Origin of the sequence: Albibacterium bauzanense (assembly GCF_004339765.1) — a bacterium.
In the GTDB taxonomy this organism is placed as follows: Bacteria; Bacteroidota; Bacteroidia; order Sphingobacteriales; family Sphingobacteriaceae; genus Albibacterium; species Albibacterium bauzanense.
This window is the reverse complement of the sequence record NZ_SMGO01000002.1, coordinates 601,852-618,191: the sequence shown is the minus strand read 5'-3', so window position 1 is coordinate 618,191 and position 16,340 is coordinate 601,852. Positions and strand designations below refer to the sequence as shown.

General features: G+C 37.2%; 14 protein-coding genes. 3 read left to right on the top strand and 11 right to left on the bottom strand.

Annotation, left to right across the window (positions count from 1 at the left end):
- Window positions 1-9: 9 nt before the first annotated feature.
- The gene (locus tag C8N28_RS08630) at window positions 10-849 is read right to left on the bottom strand and encodes a UDP-2,3-diacylglucosamine diphosphatase (RefSeq protein ID WP_132223855.1); all 840 of its coding nucleotides are present in this window, start codon (window positions 847-849) and stop codon (window positions 10-12) included.
- Window positions 850-993: 144 nt separating this feature from the next.
- On the opposite strand from C8N28_RS08630, the gene C8N28_RS08625 reads away from it, so the two are divergent.
- Both C8N28_RS08625 and C8N28_RS08620 read left to right on the top strand, forming a co-directional pair.
- Window positions 994-2,553 (top strand): carboxylesterase/lipase family protein, encoded by a 1,560-nt coding sequence (locus C8N28_RS08625; protein ID WP_132223852.1) that lies wholly within the window; start codon window positions 994-996, stop codon window positions 2,551-2,553.
- A gap of 24 nt (window positions 2,554-2,577) precedes the next feature.
- Complete coding sequence (locus C8N28_RS08620; RefSeq protein ID WP_132223849.1) at window positions 2,578-3,858, top strand: GDSL-type esterase/lipase family protein; 1,281 nt, start codon at window positions 2,578-2,580, stop codon at window positions 3,856-3,858.
- Window positions 3,859-3,873: 15 nt separating this feature from the next.
- Here the strand turns inward: C8N28_RS08620 and C8N28_RS13850 are convergent, their stop codons facing one another.
- The 6 genes from C8N28_RS13850 to C8N28_RS08585 all read right to left on the bottom strand — a co-directional run bounded on the left by C8N28_RS13850 (window position 3,874) and on the right by C8N28_RS08585 (window position 10,844).
- Complete coding sequence (locus tag C8N28_RS13850; protein WP_221410215.1) at window positions 3,874-4,809, bottom strand: DUF1801 domain-containing protein; 936 nt, start codon at window positions 4,807-4,809, stop codon at window positions 3,874-3,876.
- A gap of 105 nt (window positions 4,810-4,914) precedes the next feature.
- Window positions 4,915-5,121 (bottom strand): heavy-metal-associated domain-containing protein, encoded by a 207-nt coding sequence (locus tag C8N28_RS08605; RefSeq protein ID WP_132223846.1) that lies wholly within the window; start codon window positions 5,119-5,121, stop codon window positions 4,915-4,917.
- A gap of 39 nt (window positions 5,122-5,160) precedes the next feature.
- On the bottom strand, window positions 5,161-7,392 hold the full coding sequence (locus C8N28_RS08600; RefSeq protein WP_132223843.1) for a heavy metal translocating P-type ATPase: 2,232 nt from the start codon (window positions 7,390-7,392) through the stop codon (window positions 5,161-5,163).
- A 136-nt stretch (window positions 7,393-7,528) separates the two neighbouring features.
- A complete protein-coding gene (locus C8N28_RS08595) occupies window positions 7,529-8,116 on the bottom strand; it encodes a helix-turn-helix domain-containing protein (RefSeq protein WP_132223840.1) in 588 nt (195 codons plus the stop codon).
- 9 nt (window positions 8,117-8,125) lie between these two features.
- Window positions 8,126-8,584, bottom strand: a complete 459-nt coding sequence (locus C8N28_RS08590) for a DUF983 domain-containing protein (protein ID WP_246012781.1) — start codon at window positions 8,582-8,584, stop codon at window positions 8,126-8,128.
- A 76-nt stretch (window positions 8,585-8,660) separates the two neighbouring features.
- Entirely contained in the window at window positions 8,661-10,844 is a 2,184-nt protein-coding gene (locus C8N28_RS08585; RefSeq protein WP_132223837.1) for a TonB-dependent receptor, read from the bottom strand.
- Window positions 10,845-11,005: 161 nt separating this feature from the next.
- Between C8N28_RS08585 and C8N28_RS08580 the strand changes: the two genes are divergently transcribed.
- Window positions 11,006-11,683, top strand: a complete 678-nt coding sequence (locus C8N28_RS08580; RefSeq protein ID WP_132223834.1) for a DedA family protein — start codon at window positions 11,006-11,008, stop codon at window positions 11,681-11,683.
- Window positions 11,684-11,748: 65 nt separating this feature from the next.
- Here the strand turns inward: C8N28_RS08580 and C8N28_RS08575 are convergent, their stop codons facing one another.
- The 4 genes from C8N28_RS08575 to C8N28_RS08560 form a co-directional block, all read right to left on the bottom strand.
- Window positions 11,749-13,203, bottom strand: coding sequence for an amino acid permease (locus C8N28_RS08575; protein ID WP_132223831.1), 1,455 nt, complete (start codon window positions 13,201-13,203; stop codon window positions 11,749-11,751).
- A 263-nt stretch (window positions 13,204-13,466) separates the two neighbouring features.
- Window positions 13,467-14,630: an FG-GAP repeat domain-containing protein gene (locus C8N28_RS08570; RefSeq protein ID WP_132223828.1), complete on the bottom strand. Its 1,164-nt coding sequence runs from the start codon at window positions 14,628-14,630 to the stop codon at window positions 13,467-13,469.
- A 79-nt stretch (window positions 14,631-14,709) separates the two neighbouring features.
- On the bottom strand, window positions 14,710-15,243 hold the full coding sequence (locus C8N28_RS08565; protein ID WP_132223825.1) for a hypothetical protein: 534 nt from the start codon (window positions 15,241-15,243) through the stop codon (window positions 14,710-14,712).
- Window positions 15,244-15,393: 150 nt separating this feature from the next.
- Complete coding sequence (locus C8N28_RS08560; RefSeq protein ID WP_132223822.1) at window positions 15,394-16,290, bottom strand: DUF6528 family protein; 897 nt, start codon at window positions 16,288-16,290, stop codon at window positions 15,394-15,396.
- Window positions 16,291-16,340: the final 50 nt, after the last annotated feature.

Here is a 16,340-nt window from a genome sequence, read left to right as displayed (position 1 = left end):
AAGATCAAATTAGCTTATTTGGCTCAATAAAGATTTGATATCAAGAAGAGAATTCAGATCCTGGTTGTCTAAAATATCATCACTATCAGAAGAATGATTTATAAAGTCTTCAGGTTTGTATTTGAAAATATCCCACTGTCCTTTATGATACTCCAGGGCAGTAAGGCTTTCTACCCAGTCGCCAGAATTCAGATAAAGAACAGTGCCATTATCTGATTTAATTTCCCTTATCTCCGGCTGATGAATATGACCACAAACTACATACTTATATCCCTTGTCGATAGCCAGGTCAGCAGCTGTATTTTCAAAATCATTAATAAATTTTACAGCATTTTTAAACTGCTTTTTAATACGTTGCGAAAAGCTCATTTTTTCTTTGCCGATGGTGGTAAGACACCAATTAACAAAGCTATTAAGCAGAATCAGGGAATCGTAACCTATAGCACCTAATTTGGCAAGCCACTTCGAATTCTGCATGGTGACATCGAAAATATCTCCATGAAAAAACCATGCTTTATTACCTCCCAAGTTCAGAATCAGTTTGTTTACCAGTCGAAAATTACCCATCTTAAGATCTACGAATTTGCGTAGCATTTCATCGTGATTCCCTGTAATATAATAAACCGCAGTACCATCCGATGCCATCTTCATAATCCTTCGTAAAACCTTCATATGAGAATCGGGCCAATACGATTTACTAAATTGCCAGATATCGATAATGTCACCATTAAGAATAAGTTTTTTTGGCCGAATGCTTTTTAGATAGCGAATTAACTCTTTGGCGTGACAACCATAAGTACCCAAGTGAACGTCGGAGATTACAACTAAATCTATTTCCCTTTTTGGCATGTATGTATCCTAAATAACAATACAAAGGTCGATAGATTAGTTGCCACATATATTAAATAATTATCAAGCTTAGGTTAAGCTTAGTCTCTAACCTGCAATTCGTTTCATAAATAATCAGTAATTTTAGCTGCCAAATTAATCTCTATGAAGCCACACAAAACAATCGGACTTAAAATTGTTGTTTTAAGTATCATCATTTTCAGTTCTGCATTTACTTTGATAAAATTTAAACAAGATGGACTGAATGTCGTTCAAACAACGTCAGGTTTAGTTTCAGGCGTAAAAAATACAGGCGGAGATGTTCTGTCTTTTAAGGGAATTCCTTATGCAGCAGCGCCTATTGGTAATCTTCGATGGAAGGCTCCGCAACCTGCAAAATCCTGGCAAGGTGTTCGGGTAGCAGATAAATTTGGAGCAAGCCCAATACAGGGCAAACCAGTTCCTTTTGGTGTTTATACTTCGGAATTTTTAATTCCTGAAACACCGATAGATGAAGATTGCTTGTACCTGAATGTGTGGACTAACGCAAAAACCAAGCAGGATAAGCGACCGGTTTTGGTTTGGATATATGGTGGTGGCTTCTCAAGCGGCGGTAGCGGAGTGCCAATCTACGATGGAGAAGCGATGGCTAAGAAAGATGTAATCTTTGTTTCCATCAACTACCGTGTAGGAATTCTTGGATTTCTGGCTCATCCTGACTTAACAAAAGAATCTCCAAATCATGCCTCAGGAAATTACGGTTTACTAGATCAAATAGCTGCTTTAAAATGGATAAAACAAAATATTCAAGCCTTTGGAGGCGACCCTGATAATGTAACTATTGCTGGCCAATCGGCAGGTTCTATGAGTGTTAACGCTTTGGTTGCATCACCTTTAGCGAAGGGTTTATTTGCCAAAGCTATCTCAGAAAGCGGATCTTTTTTATTAAGCAATTCAACTACATTGAAAGGTGCTGAAGAACAAGGTCAGAAATTAGCAGAGGCAAACTCACTTACCCTGAAACAATTACGCGAGATGCCAGCAGAAGCTGTACAAAAACTGCAAGGCCGCTTTTCGGTAATTATTGATGGCTACGTGCTGTCACAACCTGTCTCACAAATATTTGCTGAAGGGAAGCAAAACCAGGTTCCTGTTATAACTGGGTGGAACGCAGATGATTCATTCTCATCTGCAGTGCAAAAGAAAGAAGATTTTATTAAGCGTGCTCAAGATCAATATGGTGCTGATGCAGCTGAATTTTTAAAACACTATCCGGCTAATACAGATGCAGAAGCTGGTGCTTCAAACGTTAAAATCAGCCGCGATCAAACCTTTGCTTTATCAGGTTATAAATGGGGTGCTGTGCAAAGCGCTCAAGCTAAGAATCCAATCTATCTTTATTACTTTGGAAGAAAAGTTCCTGCTACTCCTGAGTTTGAAAAATACGGAGCTTTTCATACTGCAGAAGTTCCCTATGTATTAAATACTCTTAAGTTCTTAAACCGGCCATTACAACCAGCAGATCATGAATTAGCTGAATTAATGTCTTCCTATTGGGCAAACTTTGCTAAAACAGGTAATCCAAATAGCGAAGGGCTTCCTCTCTGGCCAGTTTATAAACCAAATGACGGTATCGTTATGATCTTTAATGAACATTCGATGGCTGGGGTACTTCCAGGTAAAGGTGGCCTGAACTTCCTTTTGTCGAGGACGGAAAAGGACTAAATTCACAAATAAAAATACCAACAGATGCAATATAGCTATTTTAAAAAAGCGTTAATTCTCGCTTTAACAATTCTCCTTTCGTTTAGTGCAAAAAGTCAAACACCACAGAATAGCAATCACTTAAAGATTGTCTATTTTGGTTCTTCTGTTCCATACGGACAAGGAGCAACTAACCTAAAAGGTTATACCAGCCTATTTTCAGATATTCTTAAGAACCGGGTCTCTACAAGTGGAATTGTTTGGGAAACAGCCAACATTAGTATCGGAGGGGATAATACAGTAAGGGTATTGAATAGATATGAAAAAGACTTCCTGCCTCAAAAAGGCAAATACGTCATTTTTGCATTGGCCTTGGGTAACGAAGGTATTCATGAACAAGGGCAACCGATGTTTGATCAGTTTGAGAAGAACATGAAGATTCTGATCAATAAAGCAAGATCCGATGGTTATACTCCCATTATTACCAATAGCTATACTAGAAATGATTACAATGAAAAGGATTACAGTTTTATAAAAAAGATGAACCTGTTAATTCACCAATGGGATGTTCCAAGTATTAACTTACTGGGTGCAGTAGATGATCTTTCTGGCCATTGGATGGATGGGTTCTGGTCTGATGCTGCACATCCAAATGATGAAGGCCATGAAGAGATGTCTTATACAATTGTGCCTTCATTATTTGATGCGTTGGAAAGTAAAAAACCTATGCCTGAAAAAGTAAAAGGATCATCTATTAAGTTTTCTAAAAACAAATCGCAGGGTAAGTACATAGCATTTACTCCTGAAAACATTGTTCATCCGTTTACAACGTCTATCAGCTTTAAAGCAAGTAATCCGGGAACTTTATTAGAGATTAATGATGTGGCAGGAAAAGGAACAATATCCATCAACGAGAACGGACAGCTTGTATATTCATCGGCTAAATCGGGCAACATCGCCGGAACTACAAAAGTTAATGACAATAAGTGGCATCAGGTTACTATCACGCATTATTATGCTAAAGGAGTTACCATGCTTTACAGTGGCAGCACACTACAAGGAACGTTGGATGAAAGACTTATAACTACTGGTATTAACATTGGAGGAGCAGACATTCCTAAAAAAGTAGCTTATAAAAACTGGCTATTCTATCGGTCGGCCATGAACCCGGACGAAATTGCTTACCTCGCAAAAGACTCCTTACTGAAGTCTAGTCTGGAACTATATGCGCCATTGGACGCAAAGAAAGTAAGTGTTTCTGATCCTTTAATTAACCTTGCTCAAAGCATGAATACCATTAAAGAAACTGCCAGTATAGGTAATTAACATCTTGATTATCTGCTATTTGTTTTTATACTGATCGTGCAAACCTTTTCCTTGCATAATGAGAGGAATTATTTTTTCCAGTCTCTTTTGCTTGGTTGTTTCTTGTTTGGCTTCGTTTATATATTCTATATATTCCTTTTTTCTTCCCGCTGTAAGCGACTCAAAAGAAGATTGGAATACCTTGTCGTTTTGTAATGCTAGTTTTAAAACTCCTTCAGGTTTTACGGGCTTACTTTTTTGTGGTTGAAGGATTTTACCGTCAATAATTGTTTGAATAGATTCTTGAATATAGGCCAGTATTTTCTTCTCGTCCATTTTTTTGACATCAGTAAAACGCCATTGCCGGAGAGACTTGGTTTTTCCTTCTGATGCACTAACCAACACTTTTTCTTTGTCTTCTAAAAATACGCCATTGTAAAACCAAATGGAGAAGAATGATTTGAATCCACCCCAGCCAACTATATTTTTCCCCTGGAATGTATAAATATCTGTACCCCACTTAAATTCTTTCTTTAAAGGCGTCTGTACAATAATTTGATTCATGATTTCTTCGGCCGAAACCCATTGTTCACGATAGCTATCCCATCTCGGAGCTTTCTTATCTCTTAGCTTTTCTACATTATACAATACAATGCTCTCTATCAATTTTTGAGGCAAAGGTTTATCAAGAGGAATTTGAATCGCTCCCTTACTTGTTTTATAGGTTTGTAGCTCTGAGGCAAAATGCTGTATAGCATCAGGCCCGGGATAAAGACCTATGTGGTTTTTGAATGCTGCAAAGTGTATCAAATTACCATTGTAGCGAAATGTCGGCATTTGGTAGCTGAAGGTCTCTTCAGTCTCCGGTGGCACTACATTTCTGATAATAAGCAATAGTTTTTCTAAAATGTTTTTCTTCTCACTATCGAAGCCTTCTATATATTGTTCTATATGGGAATTTATTGTACTCATATCGTTATCAACAATAAATATATGAAAAACCCTTGCGTGTAAGCAAGGGTTTTTATTTAAAGGATATTAATTCCAGAACCAACTAATCTAATTAAGATGAATCTGTTAAACCCTTTCTGCCTCAAAACCGTTTTCTTCTAATACTGCCTTTATTTCCTTATCAGAAACCGCAGCTGTTACAGTTAAAACTTTAGGTGTATTTTCAAGATCCACCCCCCAGTTTCCTTCACCTGCTATTTTATTCAAACCGGAGGTTACCTTAGTTACACATCCGCTACATTTAAGAGTTGTTTTAAATTTTAATGTTTCCATTTTTTATAAATTATATTTAAAAATTCAGTTGTTTTATTTTTAAAGTTTTGCTGTTTTTAATCGTAAGCTATTACTAACCACAGAAACAGAACTCAACGCCATTGCCGCACCTGCGATCATAGGATCTAACAAAAATCCATTATAGGCATACAATACACCTGCTGCTAAAGGAATTCCTATTATATTGTATATAAAAGCCCAGAATAGATTTTGACGAATCGTACGAACTGTTTTCTTGGATAGGTTCAACGCTTTGGGAATGGATTGAAGATCGGATGTAATAAGTGTCATTTTAGCAACATCCATTGCAATATCTGACCCTTTTCCCATAGCAATACTTACATCTGCTTGGGCTAAAGCTTGCGAATCGTTAATTCCATCTCCCACCATTGCTACAACCTTCCCTTTACTTTGTAATTCTTTAACAAAATCTGCTTTTTCAGAAGGAAGAACTTCCGCCCTAAAATGCTTTATGCCTACTTCATCTGCAACGGCTGCGGCAGTCTGCAAATTATCGCCAGTAAGCATATAGACCTCAATTCCCATATTTTGCAATTGATTTACAGCCTTAGCAGAAGTTTCTTTTACCTGATCGGCAATGGCAATAACCGAGATTACTCTTCTCGAATCAGAGAAATAAATAACGGTATTGGCCAGTTTTTGAAAAGCATTTGTTTTCTCAAGTAGACTCTCACTGATTTGAATATTATGCTCATCCATGAGCTTTTTATTGCCGACATAGTAAAACATACCATTATATTCTGCCTTAACTCCTCTTGCTGTAATACTTTCAAAAGAGTTAAAACTTATACCTGAAACCTGCTGATCTTTTAACTCATTCACTACTGCCTCAGCTAAGGGATGTTCTGATTGAATTTCCATACTGTACAATACTTGTTTATACACTTCAAGATCCTCTTTTATTTCCCATTCCATGGCAGTAACCTTTGGTTTTCCTTCAGTGATTGTACCCGTTTTATCTAAAATCAAGGCATTTACTTTATATCCTAATTCTAAACTTTCGGCATTCTTAATCAGAATATTATGCTCAGCACCTTTTCCAATTCCAACCATTATTGCAGTTGGTGTAGCTAAGCCTAATGCGCAAGGACAGGCAATTACCAATACAGTAACCGATGTCAACAAAGCATAGGTAAATGCATTATCACCGCCAATTAGTATCCAGGTTAAAAAAGTAAGCAAGGCAATACCAATAACAATCGGGACAAAGATTCCAGCAATCTTATCTACCAGTTTTTGTACAGGAGCCTTACTTCCCTGGGCTTCTTGCACCATTTTTATGATATGTGAAAGCAAGGTATCGCTTCCTACCTTTTCAGCCTTAAATCGAAAGCTTCCTTTTTGATTTACTGTACCTGCAAATACTTCATCATTATTTTTCTTTAGGACAGGAATTGGTTCTCCACTGATCATGCTTTCATCAATATAAGACGATCCGGAAATCACTGTTCCGTCAACCGGAATCTTTTCTCCTGGTCTGACGATAATAACATCCCCTTGTATAACTTGAGACACCGGAATTTCCTCTTCTACATCATCAACCACAATCCGAACCGTTTTAGGTTGCAAGCCCATTAATTTTTTAATAGCGGTAGAAGTATTCGATTTCGCTTTTTCCTCCAGCAACTTCCCTAAAGATATAAAGGCAATGATTACTGCTGCTGCTTCATAATAGACATGAGCTTCTAATCCACGACTTTCCCAAAATTCAGGATACAGGGTATTAAAAACACTAAAGATAAAGGCAATACCGGTACTTAATGCTACCAAAGTATCCATATTTGCCTTTCCATGTTTGGCCTGCTTCCATGCATTGATGAAGAAATTTCTTCCAAACCAGAATAAAACAGGCGCTGTAAGAACCATGGATATCCAGTTACCATAAGGCAGATCCATATAAAACATTCCTATTAAAAATACTGGGAATGCAAAAATTGAAGCCCAAATGGTTCTTTGCTTTACTTGCTCATAATGTTTTAGTTGTATTTCTTCTTGCTGCTGTAAAGGATCTTCAGCATCAATTATTAGATCGAAACCAATGGATTGAATCACTTTCTGTAAATCGATAAGGTTTGTTACTTCCTCATCTATTTCAGCCCAAGCACTTTCATTGGCAAAATTAACACCTGCATCGATCACTCCAGATGAGGATTTAAGGCTAGACTCAATACTCACCGCACAGGAAGCACAACTCATCCCTGTAACAGGAAAACTTTTACGTATTGGCTTATTTAAAACTTCTGTTTCCATTATCTACTGCTTTAGTGTACCTTTTATTTTGTCTATACAAAGGTCACCAATAAGGCAGTGCGACTACTTACATAAATCCCATTCTCTTTTATATAATTTCATAAAGAAAATAGCTGTCGGCAATAAGACCAGCCTCTTAAGAACGACTATTATTAATGGAATCTAAGGATTTCCTTGAATTTTCAAGGTTTCTTGTGGATTTGAACTGGGTAGGTGTTTGGCCTGTTATTTTTTTAAACTGATTGGAGAGGTGTTGAACACTGCTATATCCTACTTTATAAGAGATCTCACTTAAAGTAAGTTCATCATAAAATAGGAGTTCTTTTACACATTCAATTTTTTGACGAATAATATATTGCTCAAGAGTAATACCTTCTACTGAAGAGAATAAAGAACTTAAAGAATTATAGTCCTGTTTTAATTCTTCTGACAAAAGCACTGACCAGTTTACTTTGACATCCACATAATCTGTATGATGGATCTTAGCGATAATGCTATTTTTCAAACGCTCAATTAAGCGTGATTTATCACTATCCAATAACTCGAAACCCAGGGATATCAACATTTCAGAAACTACCAATTTTGTCTTAGCATCTAAAGCTTCCTTAAGTTTTACTACTCCCAAGCCTACTTCCTCAGGGTGAATTCCTAATTCATTGAATCCTTGGCGAACAACTGATATGCATCGATCGCATACCATATTTTTTATATGTAGTTCTGGCATTTATCCAATTTACAATTTATTAGCAATATTCTCTTGCATAGCCAAAACCATTTCCTGATGGATTTTCTCTGCAACTTCAGGCTCGTATCTCAATCCAGGATCTAGAAAATACATGTGCAACACCCTTGAATACCTATAATTGAAAGGAGAAAGTAATACAATAGCAGATAATATGACTACTAGATAAAGATATACATTTTCAGAACCGCCAGAAAGCACCGAGGTTGCAACACCAAAAGTAACTATCTCTGCTACTGCCATGGCGTAACTAACGAACATGGATACATAAAAATAGCCCGGATGTCTTTCATAAAACAAATCACAATAAGGGCATCTTTTATACATAGTCTGACTCATTAAGCCTGGCTTAAACATATTCCCTTTACGACAACGAACACATTTGGCGTTCCACAGAGCTTTGCCAATAGGAACTAACTCATATTTAACAGCGGTATTTTGATGTCTCATAGCAATACAAAGATACGACTAAGAAAAACCTCCTCATTGTACTATTGTTAGTTTCTATGGCACTATTTACTTATTATTAAAACAATTTTATTTTTATCCCTCCATTAATTACCATACCATCCACAGGTGCATAAATATCTCTAAAGACTGGACTGGTTATATTACCAGTATAAATTGAATCAAATTTTGTTTGAAGAGTATTGGTCAAATTCTCAAAATTAATGAAGATAGAAAAACGTTCCCATAGTTTCTCAACCATTAGCCCTGTTGTCCAATACGCTTTCCCTGTAGTTCCATCATTTAACTTTTGTTTTCCGAAGTAATAAGCTTCTGCACCAATTTTCCATTGATCTTCTACCTCATACATCAACACATTATTCAATCGATGTTTGGATACAAGTGGATAAGCAGTATTGCTACTGTTTGTATGCTGGTTTACATCAGCAAATGTATATCCAACGAATAATTTAAAATCCTGATAAGTAATTTTAGCATTAGTTTCTATTCCCTTGGTATCTAAATTACCCTGTGGTTGTACATAAGCCAAGTCGTTGCTAGTGGAAGCAGTTAGTAAAATAGGATTATTGATTCTGGTATAAAAGAACAATTGATTCATGCTGAAACCAACTTCACCGTCCCATAATGTTGTGCGATAATTGATATCATAGTTGGCACCATATGAACGTTCGGCTTTTGTAGTAGCAACCTCAATTGGCAGAACATTTCTGAATTGAACTCTTTCAGCATCTTCAGTAAAAACGCTTGGTGCCTTATAGCCCAAGCCGCCACCTAAACGAGTTGAGAAATGGTCATTGACTTTCCATAAACCTGAAATTCTTGGCAGAAAAAAGAAGCCATACTCGTTGTGATAATCTCCACGAATACCTGATTCAATTGTAAATTTCTCTGTTGCGTTCCATGTGTTTTGGACAAAACCGCCAATTGTTTTGTAATTATAGCTTCTTAAGGCAAAATCACTGTTCTGATCTTCTTTAAAGTTATCTGTAAGAAAGTTAATCCCTGCTACGAGGTCTGTTCTTTCATCATGACGATTGTAATTAGCTTCAGAATAAGTAGATAGCTGTAACCCTGAAAACAAATAATCAGGCAAACGAATACTACGGTCAAAGTAACTTACAGAATTACGAAAAACTAGCTTTGCTTTATCATTTAGTATATGTTCCAATTCAAGCTGTGTACTATATCGCTGTGTTCTGTTTTCTTCAAAATAAGAATGGGTAACACTGCCATTTCCTTTTAGATATTCCATATCACCTCCTATACGTTTTTCTATGGTGGTGTTCAATCCTACGGAAAGTTTAGTGGCATCATTGAAATCCAGAAACAATTTGGGGTTAAAAGTAAAGCGGTCAAATTTTGGAATAGCCGACAATCCAATATCTGAAGGATCATAAGCTGTACCTTTATTATAAGCAGCATAAATAGTTGTCCCTATGTTTTCAAGTTTTTGAGCGTAAAACGCACTTGCATCAACACCTAGAGCTGATGTTCCATTTAAAAGAATATTAAATTGGCGTTCCTCGGTGGGCTTTTTAGATACAAGATTTACCAAACCTGCTATAGCGCCCCCTCCAAATAAGGTAGAGGAAGACCCTTTGATTACCTCAACTTGTTGCAAATCTAACGGTGCTATCTGAAGCAGCCCCAATCCTCCTGAAAATCCTGAATATAAAGGAAATCCATCACGAATAATTTGGGTATATTTCCCATCAAGCCCTTGTATACGAATGCTTGAGTTTCCACTGGTCGCAGAAGTCTGTTGAGTTTGTATACCTGTACTTTCTGCAAGCAGCATGCGGATATCTCCAGGTTTCATATTGCCCTTTTCATCCAATTCTTCTCCTGCAATAACTTCTACACGGGTGGGAATATTATCAATAGTTCTGGTGCTTCTAGTAGCCGAAATTACTACTTCTTCCAGTTCCTCGTGTTCACTAGCTATTTCTAACATCACAAGTAATGGAGTAGTATTGTCGATTGGGAAGGTTAGTGTATCGGTTTCGTTTATATAACCAACGTAACTAAATTCAATTACTTGTTTACCTGATGGAATATTATTCAGGACAACTAGTCCATTTGCGTCTGATATTGTACCTAACGTTGTATTTTGGATTTTGACTGTTGTACCAGATAATGTTTGATGCGTATTGGCATCTTTAATGATTGCTTTATAAGTATTCTGGGCATAGGCAGAAGCTGTAAGAAACAGCATAGCCATCAGCGTAATTAATGTTTTCATGATTAAGTGTCAATAAAATTATAGATAACAGCAGGGGGAATAATTTCACGGCGCAAAGGTACCGATTCCTTTGGTACCACAATATTTATATATAATCGGATTTTTACATTATGTTTCCAGTATTTGTTCGTTCCTTTGCAGCTGAATATTAGAATGATTTTGTGGAAGTGTTTTTAGAGTTCTTCAATAACCTGACCGATCCAGACTGGATCGTAACTCATGGCGGTCTTTATTTGCTGTTGTTTATCGTCTTTGCTGAAACCGGAATTCTAATAGGATTCTTCTTACCAGGCGATCCTATTCTCTTCATCTCAGGAGTTATTATCGCTAACATGTCGCTTAGCGCCACCAATCCCGTACTGACGCTTTTATATTGGATAATATTGATTTCGATAGCAGCTATTGTGGGAAATTTTGTGGGCTATTGGTGCGGCAAATACTTTGGTCATCGTTTGCTAAAGATGAAAGATAACTGGCTTTTCAAGAAAGAATATATCCACAAAGCTCAAGAGTTTTATGAAAAGCGGGGAGGAGGAGCGATTATTTTAGCCCGGTTTCTACCCATCGTACGTACATTTGCACCAATCGTGGCTGGTATAGTAGAAATGGATTTCAGGAAATTTGCACTTTATAATATCGTGGGCGCCATTATTTGGGTGGGAACTTTAGTAACTCTTGGCTACTTAGTAGGTGAGAATCCTTGGGTACAACGAAATCTCGAATACGTTATCATGGGAATTGTTGTGCTTGCAACAGCACCGGTAATTGTCAAGCTGTTTACAAATAAAAAGAAACCTGTAGAGGCTCCTGCACAAGTAGAAGAACCTCATGAAGTATAATTACCGTCAGGTAATAATGAAGTTGTAAACAGAGATAACCATCAAGTTTACATCATTACAAATCTTTAATTTGTTTTAGTTTCCCTCTCGTTTTTGCTTTTTCCTTTAATAATAAACCGGTAACAAACGTAAAGCAGTAAAATCCATCCTGGAATCAACTCAACCGATATTTTCAACCCTGTTATCCACATAATCACTAAAATACCTACTAAAAATATCAGGCATATATAGTTTGATAGGGGGTAAATATAAGACGGGAACTTGGTTTTAATCTGATCCGCCTCTTTACTTCTTCTAAATTTTAAATGGGTAATGCTGATCATCAGCCAATTGATAATTAGCGAAGACACTACCAACGACATCAAAATCTCCAATGCTTTCTCGGGCATTATCTTATTGATTATAATACAGATCGCCGCAAATAAGCTCGATATTAGAATCGCATTGATAGGTGCTGAATTCTTATTCAATTTCGATAAAAAAGAAGGGGCATTTCCTTGTTCCGCCAGCCCAAATAACATCCTGCTGTTACTGTAAACACAACTATTATAGACAGATAAGGCCGCTGTCAACACAATAACATTCAGCATATTAGCAATCAAACTCGTAAAGTAAATGGTTTTTCCCAAAAAGCTAAACTGAAAGCCTTTTAAACTTTCAAAAACCATTACAAAAGGACTGCTATCGGTGGTAATATTTCTCCATGGAGATAATGAAAATAGGATCACAAGCGCACCTACATAAAAAATCAGAATCCGGTAAATAACTTGGTTGGTAGCCTTTGGGATCGTTTTTTCAGGCTGTTCGGCCTCTGCAGCCGTTATCCCAATTAATTCTAATCCACCGAATGAGAACATGATTAATGCAATTGCAGCAAACAATCCCTGAAAGCCTCCTTTTCCATCAGCACTTAAGAAACCCTTTGGAAAAAATCCCCCATCATTCCATAAGTTTTGAATGCTTGCCTGTTGACCTCCGTTGCCACTAATAAGCAAATAGACTCCGAAAATGATCATAGCGATAATGGCTATCACCTTGATTATAGAAAACCAGAATTCTACCTCACCATACACCTTAACTGAAGTAAGATTTAAGGCATTAATAACGATAAAAAAGAAAAGGCTTGATGTCCAAAGTGGGATTTCAGGCCACCAGAAATGCACATATATGCCAATGGCGGTCAGTTCCGACATACTTACCAGAATGTATAACACCCAATAGTTCCAGCCAGAAGCAAAGCCTGCAAAAGATCCCCAGTACTTATTTGCGAAGTGACTAAAGCTACCCGAAACAGGTTCTTCAACCACCATCTCACCTAACTGACGCATAATAAAAAAGGCGATAATGCCTGCCAGCGCATAGCCTAAAATTACAGCCGGACCAGCTAATACAGCTGCCGGGCCAACACCTAGAAATAAACCGGTTCCTATAGCTCCGCCGAGAGCAATTAACTGAATATGCCTGTTTTGCAAACCCCTTTTGAGTTTTTGATCTTCAGGCTTCTCGCTAGTTTGTTTCAATACAGTGTTTTTTCAAGTACAATATAAGTATCGCTATATTTTCAGCAAAAATGGGAAATATATTGACTACTTTATGGTTTCCTGTATTTAAACTGCGTAAGCTTACTAAAATCCTTTATGAATTGTTCTTCCGTTGTATATGCGTTGTTTTAGCCCTTTTAACGCAGACTCAACGGAAGAAGTACTCAAAGAGTACTCAAGCATGTAAAGCAATGTATATTGAAGGTAAGAGTTATGGCTTTTTAATGCTGCTTTTATCCCCATTACAAAGCAGATCCTTCATTAAAGAATATGTACAATCCATCCTTGCCTGCTACAACAATATCATTTCGTCCCGAACCTCTCAGGTCAGCAATCGAAAAGTAAATACCAGCCCCTTTTCCTTGATCTACCGAGCCGTAACTGATAATGTTTTTGGTAAACGATTCTCCATTCCATTTAAAATAATATAGTCCGAAAGGATCGTTCGCTCCAGGGTCTTTACCATTATGGGCACGATATCGCTTTCCTGTGATAAGCTCCGGTTTACCATCTCCATCAATGTCCATCCATTGCATTGTATGAAACTGCGAATTGTAAGGATCAATGGGGTGCTTTATCCAGCTCCGTTTTCCTTCTTGATCTACTTTTTGTTCATACCAGTCCAATCCATAGGAATGGGCTTGACCGACAATTAAGTCGTTTAAGTCGTCATTGTTTACATCAACGACCAAAATGGGAACACTAGCATCTCCAAAATCAAATTCTTGGTGAAGTGACCATTTCCCTTTCGAGTCTGAGGGAGCCTCCAGCCAACCATTATTAACAATAATATCACTCCGGCTATCACCATTTACATCGCCAAAGCCTAATCCGTGACCCTGTGTTTCAGCAACTTCAAATTTCGTAAATAGACCAGTTCCCTTTCCTTCAGCATCTTTGTTTAATTTGTAATATTTTAACGGCTTACCTGGGTTGTTAGGAAAGATTTCCATTATTCCATCCCCATCAATATCCCATCCATGCGCTGTTTCGATATTCCCTGTTTCATCAATGATATGCTGCTTCCACGTTCCGTTTGTGCCCGGATTCTCGAGCCAATAGAGAGTAGCTCCAAACCATCCTCCAGTTATAACGTCCATTTTCCCATCTCCATTTACGTCTAGAGGGATGGTTAAGAAATCATCCCAATATTCTCCAACTCGTTTCACTTCGGTAATTAAATGACGTTCGATGAATTTGGGTCCTTGATACCAAAACGCACCAGAAATAAGATCGGGATGACCGTCTCCATTCACATCGAAGACACCCACAGATTCATAAGTTTCCGAAGAAACCTTCATCTTCGTAAAATGCAAGGGAGCTATAAATGAAGCTTCATTTTTTTCCTGACCAAAGGTGGGCAACACATACCCAAAAGCAATAAATAGATAGATGAATAAACGCATAGTGTAAGATAATAACCAAATTTTATACAACCATCATGGAGTGTCTGTGATCTCGCCAGTAAAATATCGATGATGATATTTACTGGTTTAAAGGTTCTATTTTTGCGATTGTGATGCCAACAAAGCAATCATCCATACAGTTGTTTTCTACAAATCCACAGGAAGAAATTAGTCCATCGTTATCTGCTTTAAAGTATGTAGTGGCATTTTCTTGCTTTTTCAGCCATACGTTCTTGGCGGTTTCGTACACTTCATCAAGCGTGAGACTAGCAGCAGCAGGAGTCTGTTCATGTGAATTAAGCTCATCTTCATTTTCAGTCCATTCCAATTGATCTTCCGGGATGTTACTCTCGAATTCTTCATCAAGATTAGTATACTTAAAATGACGTTGGGTAATTTTTCCATTAGTAATACTTAATCTTGTTTCCCATGACCTACCTATCCAAGTTCCCCCTGTTACTGTATATTGATAAGAATTGTTATTTGCCTTTTTGAAATTCAACCATGCTTGTTGACTTTTTTCGAAACTATTCTGATATTCAATGTCGCTTTTTTTACAAGAGGTGAAAAAGAATCCGATCAATAAGATAAGTAAGCAAATTTTTTTGTTCATTGTAGTATTTTTAGAAATTAGGTAAAAGATATATTGGCTATTAAGATATATACGATTACCGTTTGTTTAATGCTACAAGTATGGGGCGTTATATAACAAAAGGTTTATAACAAGAGTGAGCGAAGTTAGAGATATTGGATTATTCTATCTCTATTTGGCGACACGAACTTTATATAAATGAACGTCTGGAAGACTGATTGTTTTCTTGGGGTTGGTTTGATAGATATTTTTTGTCCACCAGCTTTCTTCAGCAATGGTATATATAATGTTCTCCCTTTCTGGATTATAGTTCACTGATTTTAAATTTTCACGTCCTTTTAAGGGTGCAAATTCGGTGAATTGTTCTTCTTCGATATCAAAATTGAAGATATTGCGATGTGTGCTGACCAATAGATGGTTTCCGTTGACCATTGAAAGATCATGCCCTCCCTCATCTGGAATAATCCATGATTTTTCAAGTTTAAGGCCCGGCGAGTTGCTATTCCAGTTTTCCAGAGAATATGCCTTTAGGAGTTTGTAGCCCAAAACGAACAGCCTTTCTCGCTCCCCATCCCAAACAACCCCATGTCCTGAGTATAACGTATCAGAAAACAATCTATGTTCTGATTTGCCGATCTCATAGAGTTCTAAACTATTACCCTCTTTATGTGTAGAATTGGCAACAGCAATCCGGTTTCCCGGCAGAAGATCTGCTGAATGAGCCATGGGTGTTTTAGCATAAAAATCGACTTTCTTAGTAGCAATATCGATTAATAGCGTAGCGCCAGATGATGAGCAAACTAATATCTTAGTATTGTTTAAAACTGGTTTACATTCATCCAGACTTTTAAGATAGTTCTTATATTCTGCAGGTATATCGGTAGCCTCCGCGGCATTCCATTGCCAGATTACTTCAGTGTGATTCTCATTGGATTTATTGGGATCGATAATAAATACTTTATCATCGCCAGTGGCAACCAAGTAACCACTTTTTAAAATATCTTGACCATAGACACCTTGTGTCCACATTCCGAAAATAACAATCAAATTGAAAAGGATACGTTTCATATTTGAGTTAAATCTACAACCATGTTATTAATTTGATATTAAGTTAACAT

Coding starts and splice junctions, on each gene's coding strand:
- C8N28_RS08560 (WP_132223822.1), bottom strand. CDS start 16,290: ATGAAACGTATCCTTTTCAATTTGATTGTTATTTTCGGAATGTGGACA.
- C8N28_RS08595 (WP_132223840.1), bottom strand. CDS start 8,116: ATGCCAGAACTACATATAAAAAATATGGTATGCGATCGATGCATATCA.
- C8N28_RS08625 (WP_132223852.1), top strand. CDS start 994: ATGAAGCCACACAAAACAATCGGACTTAAAATTGTTGTTTTAAGTATC.
- C8N28_RS08630 (WP_132223855.1), bottom strand. CDS start 849: ATGCCAAAAAGGGAAATAGATTTAGTTGTAATCTCCGACGTTCACTTG.
- C8N28_RS08565 (WP_132223825.1), bottom strand. CDS start 15,243: ATGAACAAAAAAATTTGCTTACTTATCTTATTGATCGGATTCTTTTTC.
- C8N28_RS08605 (WP_132223846.1), bottom strand. CDS start 5,121: ATGGAAACATTAAAATTTAAAACAACTCTTAAATGTAGCGGATGTGTA.
- C8N28_RS08570 (WP_132223828.1), bottom strand. CDS start 14,630: ATGCGTTTATTCATCTATCTATTTATTGCTTTTGGGTATGTGTTGCCC.
- C8N28_RS08585 (WP_132223837.1), bottom strand. CDS start 10,844: ATGAAAACATTAATTACGCTGATGGCTATGCTGTTTCTTACAGCTTCT.
- C8N28_RS08600 (WP_132223843.1), bottom strand. CDS start 7,392: ATGGAAACAGAAGTTTTAAATAAGCCAATACGTAAAAGTTTTCCTGTT.
- C8N28_RS08620 (WP_132223849.1), top strand. CDS start 2,578: ATGCAATATAGCTATTTTAAAAAAGCGTTAATTCTCGCTTTAACAATT.
- C8N28_RS08590 (WP_246012781.1), bottom strand. CDS start 8,584: ATGAGACATCAAAATACCGCTGTTAAATATGAGTTAGTTCCTATTGGC.
- C8N28_RS13850 (WP_221410215.1), bottom strand. CDS start 4,809: ATGAGTACAATAAATTCCCATATAGAACAATATATAGAAGGCTTCGAT.